The sequence below is a fragment of the uncultured Streptococcus sp. genome (assembly GCF_902463925.1).
GTDB lineage: Bacteria > Bacillota > Bacilli > Lactobacillales > Streptococcaceae > Streptococcus.
Genome location: NZ_CABQHE010000002.1, coordinates 78058 through 94709, shown reverse-complemented (window position 1 = coordinate 94709; position 16652 = coordinate 78058). Strand labels below are relative to the sequence as shown.

General features: G+C 40.9%; 10 protein-coding genes and 2 tRNA genes. All 12 read right to left on the bottom strand.

Annotated elements, in window-relative coordinates:
- Positions 1–206: 206 nt before the first annotated feature.
- Positions 207–2612 carry a glycogen/starch/alpha-glucan phosphorylase gene (locus RDY04_RS02210; protein ID WP_303951678.1) on the bottom strand — a complete coding sequence of 802 codons (2406 nt, stop codon included), beginning with the start codon at positions 2610–2612 and terminating at the stop codon, positions 207–209.
- Between the two features lie 330 nt (positions 2613–2942).
- Positions 2943–4373 (bottom strand): glycogen synthase GlgA, encoded by a 1431-nt coding sequence (gene glgA, locus RDY04_RS02205; protein WP_303951675.1) that lies wholly within the window; start codon positions 4371–4373, stop codon positions 2943–2945.
- A complete protein-coding gene (gene glgD / locus RDY04_RS02200; RefSeq protein ID WP_303951672.1) occupies positions 4370–5506 on the bottom strand; it encodes a glucose-1-phosphate adenylyltransferase subunit GlgD in 1137 nt (378 codons plus the stop codon). Before glgD ends, glgA begins: the two co-directional genes overlap by 4 nt.
- Positions 5496–6638: a glucose-1-phosphate adenylyltransferase gene (locus RDY04_RS02195; RefSeq protein WP_303951669.1), complete on the bottom strand. Its 1143-nt coding sequence runs from the start codon at positions 6636–6638 to the stop codon at positions 5496–5498. The genes glgD and RDY04_RS02195 overlap by 11 nt, the downstream gene beginning before the upstream one ends.
- A 190-nt stretch (positions 6639–6828) precedes the next feature.
- Positions 6829–8709: a 1,4-alpha-glucan branching protein GlgB gene (gene glgB / locus RDY04_RS02190; RefSeq protein ID WP_303951666.1), complete on the bottom strand. Its 1881-nt coding sequence runs from the start codon at positions 8707–8709 to the stop codon at positions 6829–6831.
- 171 nt (positions 8710–8880) lie between these two features.
- On the bottom strand, positions 8881–11073 hold the full coding sequence (pulA, locus tag RDY04_RS02185) for a type I pullulanase (RefSeq protein ID WP_303951663.1): 2193 nt from the start codon (positions 11071–11073) through the stop codon (positions 8881–8883).
- Between the two features lie 209 nt (positions 11074–11282).
- Positions 11283–13697, bottom strand: a complete 2415-nt coding sequence (locus tag RDY04_RS02180; protein ID WP_303951660.1) for a DNA translocase FtsK — start codon at positions 13695–13697, stop codon at positions 11283–11285.
- 82 nt (positions 13698–13779) lie between these two features.
- Positions 13780–14778, bottom strand: a complete 999-nt coding sequence (locus tag RDY04_RS02175; protein ID WP_303951658.1) for an NAD(P)/FAD-dependent oxidoreductase — start codon at positions 14776–14778, stop codon at positions 13780–13782.
- Between the two features lies 1 nt (position 14779).
- Positions 14780–15499 (bottom strand): tRNA (guanosine(37)-N1)-methyltransferase TrmD, encoded by a 720-nt coding sequence (gene trmD / locus RDY04_RS02170; RefSeq protein ID WP_002886864.1) that lies wholly within the window; start codon positions 15497–15499, stop codon positions 14780–14782.
- Entirely contained in the window at positions 15489–16007 is a 519-nt protein-coding gene (rimM, locus tag RDY04_RS02165; RefSeq protein WP_303951652.1) for a ribosome maturation factor RimM, read from the bottom strand. The genes trmD and rimM overlap by 11 nt, the downstream gene beginning before the upstream one ends.
- A gap of 214 nt (positions 16008–16221) precedes the next feature.
- Positions 16222–16293: transfer RNA gene (locus tag RDY04_RS02160), tRNA-Glu, on the bottom strand.
- Between the two features lie 29 nt (positions 16294–16322).
- Positions 16323–16394 (bottom strand) — tRNA-Gln (locus RDY04_RS02155).
- Between the last annotated feature and the right edge of the window lie 258 nt (positions 16395–16652).

The window sequence follows — 16652 nt, the reverse complement described above, 5'->3', positions numbered from 1 at the left end:
CCCCCTTTTTGATACTTATACCTATAGGTCATTATAACACCTTGATATGCAAGTGCAAGTTTCAAGGGCTAAGATAGATCTGCGGGTAAACTCCTACTACATTTTATAAATGCTACTTGGCCGTCTACGACTCCTCTCTTCTTAAAAAAATAAAAGACAACGACCAATTCTAGTCGTTATCTTTTTTGTGATTTATAAGCTATCGCCTATTTTTTCAATTCCCAAATTTCTTTAGCGTATTCTGTAATCGTATCATCTGAAGTGAACTTATGAGATTTAGCAATATTAGCCAAGCTCATACGTGCCCACTTGTCATGATCACGATAAAGGGCATCGATTTTCTCTTGAGCTTCTACATAAGCAGCGAAATCTTCCAAGAGGAAGTATTCATCGTTGTGTGTTATAAGTGCTTCATAGATTTCAGTACCTTCAGCTTGAGCATTTGGAATCGTACCGTTAACAAAGGTATCAACGACACGACGAATGACTGGGTTATTTTCATAAACTGCACGAGAATAATAATCGTGACGTGCATAGTGTTCATAAACTTCGTCCTTGTCCATACCGAAGATAACAACATTCTCATCGCCAACTTCGTCCTTGATTTCAATGTTGGCACCGTCAAGTGTTGCCAAGGTAATAGCACCAGTCATCATGAATTTCATGTTTGAAGTACCAGAGGCCTCTTTAGAAGCCAATGAAATTTGTTCAGATACATCTGCTGCTGGAATGATAAGTTCTGCAAGGCTTACACGGTAGTTTTCTAGGAAGACTACTTTAAGTTTGCCTTGAAGACTTTCATCATTGTTAACAAGATTGGCAACCTCGTTGATGAGTTTGATAACAGATTTTGCGAAGTGATAACCAGGTGCAGCTTTGGCACCAAAGATGAATACACGTGGTAGCATGTCTTTATCTGGATTATCTTTCAGATCCCAATAAAGTTTGATGATGTGAAGAAGGTTAAGCAATTGACGTTTGTAAGCGTGAAGACGTTTCACTTGAACATCAAAGATAGCATCTGTTGACACTTCTACTCCTGTAGTTTCCTTGATGTAGTCTGCCAAACGTTGTTTAGCAGTCTTCTTAACTTGATAGAACTGGTTCAAGACTTCCTTGTCATCCAAGTAGGTTGTAAGATTTTCAAGCTCATGAATGTCGTTACGCCAACCGTCACCAATCACATCATCAATTGCTGCTGAAAGTTCTGGAGCTGCAATTTGTGTCCAACGATGTGGAACGATACCATTTGTCTTGTTATTGAATTTTTCAGGATAAATATTGTAGAAGTCGTGAAGCGTATCTTCTTTAAGAAGTTCTGTGTGGAGTTTGGCAACCCCGTTGACTGAATGACCACCAATGATAGCCAAATTAGCCATATGTACTTGGTTATCCTTAACGATACGTGTGCGTTCGATAACATCTGCAACAACACCACGTCCAGCCATTTCAGCTACATAACGGTTGTCTATTTCCAAGATGATTTGGTAAACACGTGGAAGAACACGTTTGAAGAGCTGTTGATCCCATTTTTCAAGGGCTTCTTGAAGGATTGTGTGGTTAGTGTAGCTCATTGTCTTAACAGTCGCATTCCAAGCATCTTCCCATGAAAGACCGTATTCATCAAGGAGGAGACGCATAAATTCAGCTGGTGCTACCGCAGGGTGAGTATCATTGATGTGAACAGACACCTTTTCGTGGATATCTTTCAATGGCAAGCCCATCTTGAGGTAAGATTTGATAATGGTTTGGAGACCTGCACTTGTCATGAAATACTCTTGAACCAAACGCAATTCTTTACCTTCAATCGTTGAATCATCTGGATAAAGAATGGCTGTAATATCTTTCACACGACGGCGAGCTTCCAATGTTGGGTAATCCAACTCATATTCTTCAGGAATTTCAACATCCCAAAGGCGAAGGTTGTTAATCACACCATTTTGGTAACCAATTTGTGGCACATCGTAAGGTACGGCACGAAGGACTTGAGCATTCTTATAAGTTGGAACAAAACGACCATCTTCATTGCTTTCAAGGACAACATCACCGAAGAGTTTCACATCAACGGTATCATGGTCTTTACGTGTTTCCCAAACATTCCCTGTTGAGCCAAACCAACCATCTGGCAATTCAACTTGATAACCATCAACAATACGTTGTTTGAAAAGTCCATAACGGTAACGAAGACCATTACCAAAACCTGGGTAACCAGTAGTCGCAAGTGAATCCATGAAGGCAGCAGCCAAACGACCAAGACCACCATTACCAAGTGCCATGTCATGCTCGGCTTTTACTACTTCGCGGAAGTCGATATCAAGTTCTGCGAAACCTTCTTTAACAAGGTCAAGAATACCTAGGTTGAGGAGGTTAGTTTCCAACATACGACCTGGAAGGAATTCGATTGAGAAGTAGAAAGCAATCTTTTCTTGATTGTCTGAAAGTGCATGCTTACGTTCAATCCATGTGTCAGTGTAATACTTACGAATCAAACCAGCCAAGGCTGTGAAAATTTCGGTTGGTGTAGCCTTAGCCACTCTAATCAACTGTTCTTGATGGAGCGTATCTTTAAAATCACGGATAAATTGTTCTTTTGTTAAATTTTCGAATTGCATAGAAATCCTTTCTTATACTTCTATACCTTTGATACACATCTTATAGAGTGAATATTAAGATAAAAGGGAACTGGAAATTTCTTTAAAACTTCCAAAACTTGAAAGTCAAGATTAGAAACCTCAGTTTCTGCATCTTTATTTACAAAAAATGTCAAAAAAATTAAATTAATGATAACATAATGAGAGTTATACTTCTAGATAGCTCCTCTCTCATTTGCTTTAGCAACAAGATTTGGGCGACTATCTTGTTTTTTTCAACTGCAGTTACAACGCTTTCAAACTTTTTTACATGAAGATAACTTTTCCCTTTCGAGAAAAGTTACCTTTGGATTACACTAATTGTTTATACAAATCAACATATGCCAAACTTGCTGTATCCCATGAGAAATCACAAGTCATAGCATTGTGCTGGAGTTGTTTCCAAGCATCAGCATTATTTTTGTACATATCGAGAGCTTTTTCAAGGGTTTTAACCATCCAGTAACCTGAAAAGTTGCCAAATGAGAATCCTGTACCTGATCCCGTTACAGGGTTGAAAGGTTCAACAGTATCACGAAGACCACCAACCTCACTAACCACTGGCAAGGTACCATAACGCATAGACATCATTTGTGAGAGCCCACATGGTTCAAAGGCTGAAGGCATGAGGAAAATGTCACAACCAGCATAAATTTGTTGAGCCAACTCTAAGTTGAAGGTAATGTTGGCAGACATTTTCTCTGGATAAGCATGACCAAACCAAGAGAAAGAATTCTCATAGTCGCTGTAACCAGTACCCAAAAGAACAATCTGGACGTCATGTTGCAAAATATTGTGAAGTTCGTTAACCACCAAATCGAAACCTTTTTGGTCTGTCAAACGTGATACAATACCAATCAATGGAACATCTTCACGAACTGGGAGGCCAACACGCTCTTGAAGAGCTGCCTTGTCTTGGGTTTTACCTGATAAATCATCCACCGAGAAATGATAAGGAATGTGAGTATCTGTTTCTGGATCAAGGAGGTCTGTATCGATACCATTAACAATACCAGACAACTTACCAGATTCCATGCGCATGACTTGATCAAGACCTTTACCAAATTCAGGTGTTTGAATTTCACCAGCATAAGATGGAGAAACTGTTGTGACACGATCTGCGTAAAGAACCGCGGCTTTCATCCAGTTGAGGCAGTCATTCCAACGGAGCGTACCGTCTGCATAACGCTCGTAACCAACACCGAAGATTTCCCCAAGCATACCACTGTCAAATTGACCTTGGAATTCAATATTATGGATAGTGAAGACCGTCTTAATACCTTGGTAAGCTTGAATCCAATGGTATTTTTCCTTAAGAAGGAATGGAATCATGGCTGTGTGATAGTCATGAACATGGAGAATGTCTGGAATAAAGTCCACTTTTTCCATCAACTCAAGGGCGGCCATTTGGAAGAAGCCAAAACGCTCACCATCATCCCACTCACCGTATACCGTACCTCGGTTGAAATACTGCTCATTATCAATGAAGAAGAAGGTCACACCATCACGGACAATTTTCTTAATACCGACATATTGACGACGCCAACCAACATTTGTATAGAAGAAGCCAAGGTCTTCAACTTGATTGCCAAATTTAGCCGAAACCACATCATAATATGGTAGAATTACGGCAACTTCGTGATCATTTTTGACTAGAGATTTAGGAAGAGCACCGATAACGTCACCCAAACCGCCAGTTTTAGCAAAAGGTGCCCCCTCTGCTGCTACAAATAAAATTTTCATCGTACAATATCCTCTGTTACAACACTACCTTTTTTGATGACAACTGGATTGTTTTCTGTACCGCGAATCGTAACACCTTCAGCGATTTCAACATCTTTATCCACAATAGCATATTTAACTGTTGCACCTTTAGCAACTTTAACACGTGGGAAGATAATCGAATGGTTAATACTGGATCCTTCAGATAAGTCAACATTACGTGAAATCACTGAGTTATCAACTTTACCTCGTACGATCGAACCAGATGCAAATTGTGAAACCTTAACTTCAGAAGAGTCTGCATAATATGTTGGCTCTTCATTTTTTACTTTTGTATAAACTTTTTGGTTTGGTGCAAAAAGTGAATAGAATTTTTGTGATTCCAACATATCCAAGTTGGCATCAAAGTACGCTTTCACTGAGTGGATATTTGAAAGGTAACCAGTGTGCTCGTAAGCAAAAGCATTCTCAGCAACTGCCAAATCACGAAGCACATAACGAAGCTTACGTGGCTCTTCTTTAGCAGCTTCTTCTTCCAATTTTTCAATCAAGAATCGTGTATCCACGACAAATATGTCTATAGACATATTATAAACTTCTTTATCCCCACCCTGGAAGAGCTCATGCTTAAGAACTTTATCAGATTCATCAATATCCAAAATGCTGTTTACATCTGAAATGAGTTCTTTAGGAAGTTTTTTGTAGACTACAGTAACTTTTTGTTTTGTTGCATTGTGAAGGTGGAAAACTTGGTTAAGATCAATGTTGACCAAAACATCACTATTAAGAGCTACAGTCTGGTCTGAGCCTGAACGTTTAAGGTAGGTCAAAATTTGACGATAGTATTCTTTATCAACAGTTGAACTATCAACTGGAGTATTGTAGATACCAAGATAGTAGTGGCTGAGGAGAGTAGACAAGCCCCACTCACGACCTGAGCGAATATGGTCGAAGACAGAACTGATGTTTTCGTTTTGGAAGATTCCGAAGACGCTACGGATACCAGCATTAGCCAAGTTAGACAACGGGAAGTCGATGAGGCGATATTTTCCACCAAATGGTAGACTGGCAATAGGACGTTGATCAGTCAGGCCATCCATGTCATGGAATCCTACGGTATTTCCTAGAATTGCAGAATATTTATCAATCTTCATCTTTTGGTACCCCCACTACTTCATTGTATCCTACGACTTGCACTTCTTCTGTACCGTCAATTTCCACACCATCAGAAACGTGTGCACCTTCACCGATAATAGCACGTTTAATTTTTGCACCTTTACCAATAACTGCACCACTCATAATCACTGAATCTTCAACGACTGCACCTTCACGAATTTGTGCATTTGTTGAAAGCACAGAATGTTTAACAGTTCCATCAACCAAACAGCCATCAACAACGAGTGAATCTTCAACATGAGCATGTTCACCAAAGAAGTTTGGTGTAGCAATCACGTTACGTGAGTAAATTTTCCATTGACGGTTACGACTATCCAAGGCATTTTCAGGAGAAATGTACTCCATGTTTGCTTCCCAAAGGGATTCGATAGTACCTACGTCTTTCCAATAGCCTTCAAATTCATAAGCAAAGACGCTTTCACCTGTTTTAAGATAAGCTGGGATAACGTTCTTACCAAAGTCTGACATACCAACTGAGTTCTTTTCAGCTGAAACTAACATATTACGAAGTCGTTTCCAGTCAAAGATGTAAATACCCATTGATGCTTTCGTAGATTTAGGATTTTCAGGTTTTTCTTCGAACTCAACAATACGGTTATTAGCATCAGTGTTCATGATACCGAAACGTCTAGCTTCTTTAAGTGGCACATCTAGAACGGCGACTGTAAGACTTGCGTTGTTGTCTTTGTGAGATTGGAGCATATCGTCATAGTCCATCTTGTAAATATGGTCACCAGACAAAATCAAAACATATTCAGGATTGATGCTATCGATATAGTCAATGTTTTGATAAATAGCGTGGCTGGTACCTTCAAACCAACGATTACCTTCGCTAGCTGAGTAAGGTTGAAGAATTGATACACCAGAGTTAACACCATCCAAGCCCCAACTTGAACCATTACCGATATGATTATTCAAAGCAAGTGGTTGATACTGTGTAATGACACCTACATTGTTAATTCCTGAATTGGCACAGTTAGACAAACCAAAGTCAATGATACGGTAGCGTCCACCAAACTGAACAGCTGGTTTGGCAATACTTTGGGTCAATTTTCCAAGACGAGTTCCTTGCCCACCAGCAAGGATCAAAGCCAACATTTCATTTTTCATGAATAGTCCCCCTCATGATTTTTAGTTCCATCCTCAAAAGAATGTAAGACAATCAGTCGAAACTGATTATGACAATTAAAGTAGGTTTCTCAGTGTAGTAATAGTTTGGGCGCCCAAAAGCTTCTTTCAACCGCGACTTTCTTTCTATCATCTCTGAAAAACAAATCGTGTACACATTTACATCTAACCTTTATTTCAAGCGACGTTTAACACGCCAAATACTTGCTCCAAGAGCTGGCAATGTAAAGCTAAGAGTATTTTCATAATCCTTCCACTTCGCTTTTTGGGTACGGGTATCAGGATTTCTTTCCTTCCAGACACCACCGAACTCTTCCATCTCAGTGTTAAGGACTTCTTCGTAAATACCGGCAATTGGCAAGCCAATAGTGAAGTCTTTACGTTCCACTGGAGTAAGATTGAAGACACAGACTAGGATATCCCCCTTATCACCTTTATCACCCTTACGGATAAAAGAAAGAACACTTTCAGCACGGTTATCCGCATCAATAATCTCAATACCATCGTAAGAATCATCAATCTGCCAGAGAGACTTGTGATCCTTATAGAAAGCATTCACATGACTAGTGAAGGCCTGCATCTTCTGGTTCATCTCATCTTCAAGATTTCCCCATTCAAGTTGGTAATCATGTTTCCACTCTAAGAATTGACCAAATTCAGATCCCATGAAGAGCAATTTTTTACCTGGGTGACAGAGTTGATAAGCGTAGAGGTTACGAAGACCAGCAAACTGATTGTATCGGTCGCCCCACATCTTATGCATCATACTCTTCTTACCATGTACCACCTCATCATGTGAGAATGGTAGAACATAGTTTTCATTGAAGCAATACATGAAACTGAAAGTCATCAGATTGAAATCATACTGACGGTAAACAGGGTCCTCCTCGTAGAATCTTAAGATATCGTTCATCCAACCCATATTCCATTTGAAGTCAAAGCCTAAACCACCTTCTTCAATAGGTTGTGTAATTGGCGTTGCTGCAGTTGATTCTTCCGCAACCATCATAACGTCTGGATAGCGTTTTTTAATTTCACGATTGAGTTTTTGAAGGAAGCCGTAACCTTCCAAGTTACGATTACCACCATCCTTGTTGGGCATCCATGGACCCTCATCATAGTCTAAATAGAGCATATTAGAAACTGCATCCACTCGGATACCATCGATATGATAATTCTCAATCCAATAAAGAGCACTTGAAATAAGGAATGACTGTACTTGATTTTTTCCTAAGTCAAAGTTCAATGCACCCCAACGATAATTATGAGCTCGATCGTGATCTTGATATTCAAATGTTGGTGTGCCATCAAAATAGGCCAAAGCATCGTCATTTTGTGTATAGTGACCTGGGACCCAGTCCACTAAGACACCGATATTATTCTGGTGGCATGCTTCAACAAAATCTTGAAACTCTTCTGGTGTACCATAAGTATGCTCAAAAGCAAAGTAACCCATGAGCTGGTAACCCCAACTCATCCCTAATGGGTGAGCCATGAGTGGCAGAAATTCCACGTGAGTATAATTCATCTTAACTAAATATGGTATCAACTCCTCTTTCAATTCCTTGAAAGTATAAGGCTGACCATCCTCTTTTAGTTTCCAAGACGATGCATGAACTTCATAGATATTTACCGGACGTTTTTGGAACCCAAATCGTTTGCGACACCCCATCCAAAGGCCATCTTTCCACTTCTTAGCTTTCTGCTTACGAATGACAGCTCCTGTTCCTGGGCGTGGTTCCAAATAAGTGGCAAAAGGATCCATCTTTTCGACGACTTGACCTCCCTTACGTTTCACCAAGAACTTATAAAGTTGTCCTTCTTCAGGGAGAGCTGAAGTCGCCTCCCAAACGCCGATATGGTTTTTAGTCATATCCAGAGGTGCATCAAACCAACCTGTGAAATCTCCGATTACCTGAATCTGCTCAGCATGAGGGGCCCACACACGGAAGACAAATCCTTCTTCACCCTCCAATTCATGCACACCCAAATAATTCTGAAGGTGGAAGTTCTCACCTGTTCCAAACGTGTACATGGCTTCATCAAGATTCATACCATCACTCCTTCCTTAAACTCGTCTTGATAAGAGATATCAAGGCACTAAAACATTGTAATTAATATCTGTAAATACACCAGAAAACCCTTTACGATGATAGAGCTTTCAAGCCCACAAAAATCAATTTTGTAAGCGTTTTCTATATTATATCATTTTTTTACTGCCTTGTCAGTAAACCTCTAAATCTTTTTTCATATTATCGAACACTAAGGTTTCATCCAGTTTTCCAGAAATATGTAGTTCCACGATACCTGAAGCAAAGTCTGCTTTAGTCACGTAGAGATTATCATATATATCCGCATATGAACGATATGAAAATTCTGCTACTGTTCGCTTGCGTTCAATTAATTTGGCAATTTTATCAATCAATTCTTTCTTAAGAGTCACCTGATTCCAATCCACACAATTTACCTCATCAGGGGCATTGTAGCTATTCATAGCACGCTTAACATCTGCTTCTGTGTAATTTCCATCTTCACCTGTTGCAACCATCTTACTACGCTGGAATTCTTGCCCTAATTGCATGAAACACATCCCCTGCATAGTCAGATTAAGAGCGTTAGCCAAGTAAATTCGTTTTTCAATATCCTCTGGCGAATCATGTGGATGCAGATGATGCATAAGATCATTCAAATTGTAATTGTCATGAGCTTCAATATAGTTAAGAACCTGACCTGGCATGAGGTAGTTTACAAAGCCACGGCTACCAAGTAAACTCTTAGCAATTTTGTCTTCTAAAGGAGCTCCGGACACATAACCATTGCTGATTTGTCCATAGACTTCTGCCCCTTTAACGGCATCACGCGCATTGTCATTAAAAAATCCTATTCTAGGCATCAAAGCTGCGTTATCCTTCTTGGCCTTTTGGTCCACAGGAAGCCCAATCCCCATGTCCCATCCTTCACCATAAATAAGAATCCTAGGATCTATATCATCCATGGCTGAACGAATGGCATTCATAGTAGCAACGTCATGCAAGCCCATAAGGTCAAAACGGAAACCATCCACTCCAAATTCCTCTGCCCAATAGGTCAAAGAATCAATCATATACTTGCGGTACATTTCTTTCTCACTAGCCGTTTCGTTCCCACAACCTGATCCATCTTGGAATGAACCATTGTCATGCATACGGTAATAATAAGCTGGTACTGTCAGTTGGAAGGGCGAACTGTATGACGAATATGTGTGGTTATAAACAACATCCATGATAACCCCAATACCCGCTTCATGGTAGGCCTGAATCATCTTCTTAAGCTCCAAAATTGGTGCTAAGGGATTTTTTTGATCAACCGCAAACTGACGATCTGGAACATTGTAATTTTCGGGATCATATCCCCAATTATAGAGAAGATTACCATTCTTATCATAGTTCTTGTGATGATCAAAGACCGGCTGTAACTGGACATAGTTGTAACCCATGCGTTTGATATAATCAAAACCAGTCACATCCCCTTGGGCATTTTTAGTTCCTTTCTGGCAGGCACCCAGATAAGTCCCTCTATATGCCTTCTTAACACCAGATGTTTCTGAGATTGAGAAGTCTCGTAGATGCATCTCACAAATAACAGATGAGCAGGCGTTGGCATTACGCCAGTTGGCCTCTTGTCTTGTAACCTTCTGATACCCCTTAGGAACCAAACGCTCAGGGTTTACCACCAAGCTCTTTTTATTATTTAAGCTAAGGGCAATGCTATACGGATCTCTAGTATCTTGATAGAAACTCTCCTCATGGTAGACTCGAAACTGATAGGCTACCCCATCCAAATCCCCAGGGACAGAGACGCTCCAAACACCGTGTGTGTTCATCTCGTGACGATCCTTATTTACACTGGTTCCTCGGCTCATCTTAATCACCTTAGTTTTACTACCTTTTTTAAAAAGTAGTAGCTGCACACGCCGAGCTAGTGGCCCCCAAAGGCGAAACTCTGTGGAACCTTTTTCATACTTATGTCCTAACCAACCTTGAAATCCCCACTTTTGATCAAATTCCTGTCTACGAAGAGCCATATCAAAGGCATGCTGATCACGCCCTTCAAAACTATGACTCGTCAAAGCAGCCTGTTTAGAATAATAAACAGTCGGGTCTCCTTCAACCACCCAAATAGCATTCGGGGCATCCCCCAAGAAACGTCTGATACGATAATCATGTGTCTGCTTTGACCAATCTTCCGTCTTAACCAAGAGATTGACATAGTCAATAAAACGATTAGCCGGAAAGGTGAGCTGACCTACCAGTCCAAAATCATCCTCGCGAGAAAAATAGGCTTCTTCGCCCCAATAACCATCTAGCCACTTCCACATATTATATCTCGAATAGTCGCCATGCATACTATGAAAATGAACGGTTAATAAATTGTCCATTTTAAACTCCTTTAATCTTTATTACTCACTTTTCTTTTATTATAGCAAAAAGCGTTCGTTTTGTAAGCGTTATTATGAAACAGTTTGACACTTTTTGATTTGTGTTAAACATAAAAAAGAATGAGAAAATTTGCGCCGAAACAGTTACTCTCTCATCCTTTTATTATTTTTAAAACATATGTAAATGGTGGGTAGTACTTTTCCCATCATCACTCTTGAGTCATCAAAACCTTACGTGGCTTAGTGCCTTCAGCTGGTCCAATCACTCCGGCTTCTTCCAGTTCTTCCATCAAACGAGTGGCACGGTTGAATCCAACCGACAGACGACGTTGAATCATAGAAGCGCTAGCTTTTTGTGTTTCCAATACCAAGGCCTTCGCTTCTTCAAAGAGAGGATCCCCTTCCGAGCTACCACCATTAGTGGATGAACCACCACCAAAATCATTCTCTGAAACTTCACCAGGATCAAAGCTCTCGTCATAGTCAGCTGAAGCCTGCTCCTTAATAAAGGTCACAATACGTTCCACATCATCATCTGAAATAAAGGAACCTTGCAAACGAACAGGATGATTCTCATCAATCGGTTTGAAAAGCATATCCCCGCGTCCGAGTAGTTTCTCTGCCCCATTTTCATCTAAAATGGTACGACTATCTGTTCCAGAAGACACAGCAAAGGCCACACGAGATGGCACATTGGCCTTAATCAAACCGGAGATAACATCAACCGATGGACGTTGGGTTGCGAGAATCATGTGAATTCCAGCTGCACGTGCTTTTTGTCCAAGGCGAATGATAGCATCTTCCACTTCCTTACTGGCCACCATCATCAAGTCAGCCAACTCATCGACGATAACCACAATTAAAGGCAAGGGAATCTGTTTCTCTTGCGACTGGGCATTCCAGTCTTCCACCTTGGCATTGTAGCCAGCAATGTTACGCACGCCAAACTTACTAAAGAGTTCATAACGATTTTCCATCTCATCGACCACTTTTTGAAGAGCCTTGGCGGCCTTACGTGGATTGGTCACCACAGGGATAAGGAGATGAGGAATATCGTTGTAAACAGAAAGTTCAACCATCTTAGGATCGACCATAAGGAACTTAACCTGGTCTGGGCGAGCCTTCATAAGAATACTAGAGATGATTCCATTAACCGCAACAGATTTACCAGAACCAGTTGATCCAGCCACTAACAAGTGAGGCATCCGACCTAGGTCAAAGTTACGAGCTGAACCATCAACAGCCTTACCAAGAGGAACTTCCAAGAGCTTATTAGGATCCGTCTTGGACTGTTCCCAAAGTTCACGGAAAGAAACCGTTGCTATCTCGGAATTAGGCACTTCGATACCAACTAAAGACTTTCCAGGTATAGGTGCCTCAATACGGACATCTTTTGCAGCAAGAGCCAGAGCCAAGTCATCCGCTAAATTGGAGATACGATTGACTCGAACCCCAACAGCAGGCTTGACCTCATACTTAGTTACAGACGGTCCAATCTCAGCCCGCTCAATCTTGACATCAATGTTGAAACTTTTGAAGGTATCTTCTAAGATTCGAATATTCTTACGAACGATGTTTTTCTCTTTAGACTGACTCTTTGGTTTATCAGGTGCAAAGAGATCTATATCAGGAAGTTTATACTGTAGGAGTTTCTTCGGTGTAAAATCAACCTCAACAGGAGCATCATCTCCCTCAACCACCATAGATGGTGGAAATTCTTCGGTTGGCAATTCCTCCGGATAGGGAACATAACTATCTTGGAAATCCTCATAATCCCCTGGAGGCAGATTATCATAGTAATCCTCAGAGGCATAATCTCTGATTTCAGGTTCAGGTGCAAAAATCTCAGCTTCTTGTGGCAAGGCTTCTGCGGCATCATCCAAGATTTCTCCCGTCTCCTCGTCAACAGTCAAATCAGCCAGGTGCTCGGCCTCGGCACGTTCTTCTGCTTCACGCTCTTTCTGAGCCTGACGTTCTGCCTTCTTCTCCTGACGCTGAGCCGTCCGTTCCAAACGCTTCTCAGCTCCTTTCTGCCAAGCTTCCTTAGCATACTCCATGATATCCAAGACATCCCAAGGGCTAAGAATGAAGGCACCCAAGAGAATGATCAATACCCCAATCATGAAGCTACCGATATTTGAAAAGAGGAAGGAAATCGGTTGGTATAGGAGAGCCCCCAACATACCGCCACCCGCAAAACGAGCGACTTGCACACTCACAAGTTCCCCAAAAAGCAAATCCTTGGTACCAGGGAAAATATCCAGACCACTCATGCGTTCTAGACTAAAGAGATAGGCGTGAAACTCCAACAAGAGCCCCACAAAGACCATCCAAAATCCTGTTACATAGTTACTATGTTTACGTAACCATTTAAAGCCAAAGAGATAAACATAGATAGCAAAAATTAAAGGGTAAGCCATACTCCCCACAAATACTCGAAAGATATTATAGAGGGCAACCCCAAAGAAACCCAATCGAAAGACTGGGAAAATTAAGACAAAGGCAAAAAAGAAGGTCCATAGCATTCGCTTAATCGCCTTCTGTCTGTCTAATTCTGCTTTTGTAAGACGCTTCTTACCGTTCTTAGAAGCCGTCCTTTTTTTCGTTTTTTTCGTTGTAGCCATAGGTGTATTATACCACGTTTTTAGACATGAAAAAAGAGAGACAAGTCTCTCCTTAGTTTGAAGACAAAGTCTTCTTTTGACATTATTCTTCAATTAATGATGTTGAGTGAACCGGACGATTCTTACCGTCTGGATTAATATATTGGATGGCTTGGTTGATAGCGATAGGAGCTTCACCCATTCCTACAGCAATCAAGTCAATCTTACCTTCATATTCTGCTGCATCACCAATAGCATAAACACCTTCTTGTGAAGTTTCAAACTGAGCATTGACCGTAACGCTAGAGCGTTTGAAGTCAACATTCCAGTTACGAAGGTTTTTATTGTTGGTTGAGAAGCCAAAGCTAACAATAAGGGCATCAAGCGGCAATTCCACAACTTCATCTGACTTCACTTTTTGAACAGTCAAACTTTTGGCAAGACCATTTTCACCCTTGATTTCAAGGGGTACATAAGGTGTCATCACATTAACTGATGATTGATGAAGAAGCTCTACACTATGCTCATGGGCACGAAAGGCATCACGTCGGTGAATCAAGGTCACACTCTCAGCAATCCCATCTAGGTGATTGGCCCAGTCAACAGCTGAATCCCCACCACCAGCAATCACAACCTTCTTGCCAGCAAATTGGTCCAGGCTATGCACATTATAGAACAAGTTATTGTCCGCATATTCTTCTTCATTGTCCACACCTAATGGACGTGGAGCGAAGGCACCATTTCCACAGGCAATGACGATAGCCTTAGACAAGTGTTGGCCCTTGCTAGTAGCAATTGTGAAGACGCCATCGGTCTTTTCAAAGGTTTGAACTTCCTCTTTCAAATGAATGCTGACACGATCTTCAAAACGCTTAAGCTGAGTCAAGAGGTTTTCTGTCAATTCGGCACCTGTCGTCTGAGGAAAGGCTGGGATATCATAGATTTTTTTCTCAGGGTAGAGAATGGCAGGCTGTCCACCAAGTTCTGACAGACTCTCAATAATATTAACAGTCATGCCACGTAGACCGGCATAAAAGGCAGCCCAAAGTCCTACTGGTCCACCACCGATAATGGTAATATCATAAATCTTTTCTTCTGACATTTTATTTTCCTTCTGCTTTTATCTCTTCTAAAATCTGACGTTCTTCATCCGTAAAATCATAGTTTTCCAAAAGATCTGGTCGACGCTCCCATGTCTTACGCAAACTCTGCTCCATACGCCAACGTCGAATATTGACATGGTGACCTGACAAGAGTACATCTGGCACCTTCATGCCACGAAACTCAGCTGGGCGAGTGTACTGTGGAAATTCCAAAAGCCCTGACGAGAAACTATCATCCTTATGACTAGCTTCCTTACCTAGGACCTCAGGAATCAAGCGGACAGTAGCATCTACAATAGTCATAGCAGCCAACTCTCCCCCAGTCAAGACAAAGTCTCCTAGTGATATTTCGTCAGTCACTAAAGTTTTGATACGCTCATCATAGCCCTCATAATGGCCACAGATAAAGACCAATTCCTCTTCTTGCGCCAATTCTTCTGCATAGGCCTGATCAAAGGTACGACCCGCGGGATCTAGGAGAATAACGCGAGGCTTAGTCACATTTAATTTATCAAAGGTATCAAAAATTGGCTGGGCACGTAGCAACATGCCTTGCCCACCACCATAGGGTTCATCATCTACATGACGTGCCTTCTCCGCATTTTCACGGAAATTGTGATAGTTGATTTCTAGGAGTCCCTTGTCCTTTGCCTTACCAACAATGGAGTGTTCCAAGGGAGCAAACATATCTGGAAATAGAGTCAAGATATCAATCTTCATCGTCTAATCCTTCCATGAGCTCAACCTCAATACGACCAGCAGCTACATCAACATCAAGAACTACTGGTGGAATATAAGGCAAGAGCAAGTCTTTCTTACCTTTACGCTTCACTACCCAAACATCATTAGCACCTGGTTGGAGAATCTCTTTGACTTGACCGATGAGATTTTCTCCCTCATAAACATCAAGTCCAATGATCTCATGGTAGTAAAATTCACCGTCATCAAGATCTGTTAGATTTTCCTCAGCAATTTTGAGACTGCAACCTTTATACTTTTCTACATCATTGATATGATAAAGCCCTTTGAACTTAACGATATCAAAGTTCTTATGCTTACGGTGACTCGCAATCTCGACATCCATGATGTGATTATCTTTGTCATCAAAAAGAGCTAGTACACTCTTCTTCTTAAAACGTTCGTCCGCAAAATCTGTTACAGACAAAACACGAAGTTCACCCTGCAATCCCTGTGTATTTACAATCTTTCCAACGTTATAATATGTCATTTAACTTCCTTATTATTTCTTATTCAAATCAAACCATGAGTCAACGAATTATCAAGTAGCCTATGACGGCATCTCAAAACACACGTTTTAAACCAGGTTAGATTCTTGTTATTATTTATTTTAAAGCGATATAAAATGTCTAGCTTAGACCAGTCAACCCCTCTATTTTATCAAAAAGGACACAAAAAAACCAGCTTTCTCTAGCTGGTGCTTATAGTCCGTACGGGATTCGAACCCGTGTTACCGCCGTGAAAAGGCGGTGTCTTAACCCCTTGACCAACGGACCATAATCTGTATCTCTACCCTCAGATAGAACTGGGGTAGCTGGATTCGAACCAACGCATGAGGGAGTCAAAGTCCCTTGCCTTACCGCTTGGCTATACCCCAAAAGACTCTTGTTATTTTACAGAAAAATCAGGAGGCTGTCAATACCTTTCTTAACTTTTTTTCAAAAAAAAACAATCGGCATAACCGATTGCTAGGAGTTAGGAGATTTCATCATCTAAGTGACCTTAGATTGATGATTCGAGGTTAAAGCAACCTCATATAAAAAAGAAAAGTTTTAGGATAATTTAATTATATATGTTGCTAGAAATAAAGTCAAACACTTTGACTCGCAAAATAAGAGATAATTTGCACAGCCAT

Excerpts from the sequence above, each read along its gene's own strand:
- RDY04_RS02210 (WP_303951678.1), bottom strand. The coding sequence starts at position 2,612 with ATGCAATTCGAAAATTTAACAAAAGAACAATTTATCCGTGATTTTAAA.
- glgA (WP_303951675.1), bottom strand. The coding sequence starts at position 4,373 with ATGAAAATTTTATTTGTAGCAGCAGAGGGGGCACCTTTTGCTAAAACT.
- glgD (WP_303951672.1), bottom strand. The coding sequence starts at position 5,506 with ATGAAGATTGATAAATATTCTGCAATTCTAGGAAATACCGTAGGATTC.
- RDY04_RS02195 (WP_303951669.1), bottom strand. The coding sequence starts at position 6,638 with ATGAAAAATGAAATGTTGGCTTTGATCCTTGCTGGTGGGCAAGGAACT.
- glgB (WP_303951666.1), bottom strand. The coding sequence starts at position 8,709 with ATGAATCTTGATGAAGCCATGTACACGTTTGGAACAGGTGAGAACTTC.
- pulA (WP_303951663.1), bottom strand. The coding sequence starts at position 11,073 with ATGGACAATTTATTAACCGTTCATTTTCATAGTATGCATGGCGACTAT.
- RDY04_RS02180 (WP_303951660.1), bottom strand. The coding sequence starts at position 13,697 with ATGGCTACAACGAAAAAAACGAAAAAAAGGACGGCTTCTAAGAACGGT.
- RDY04_RS02175 (WP_303951658.1), bottom strand. The coding sequence starts at position 14,778 with ATGTCAGAAGAAAAGATTTATGATATTACCATTATCGGTGGTGGACCA.
- trmD (WP_002886864.1), bottom strand. The coding sequence starts at position 15,499 with ATGAAGATTGATATCTTGACTCTATTTCCAGATATGTTTGCTCCCTTG.
- rimM (WP_303951652.1), bottom strand. The coding sequence starts at position 16,007 with ATGACATATTATAACGTTGGAAAGATTGTAAATACACAGGGATTGCAG.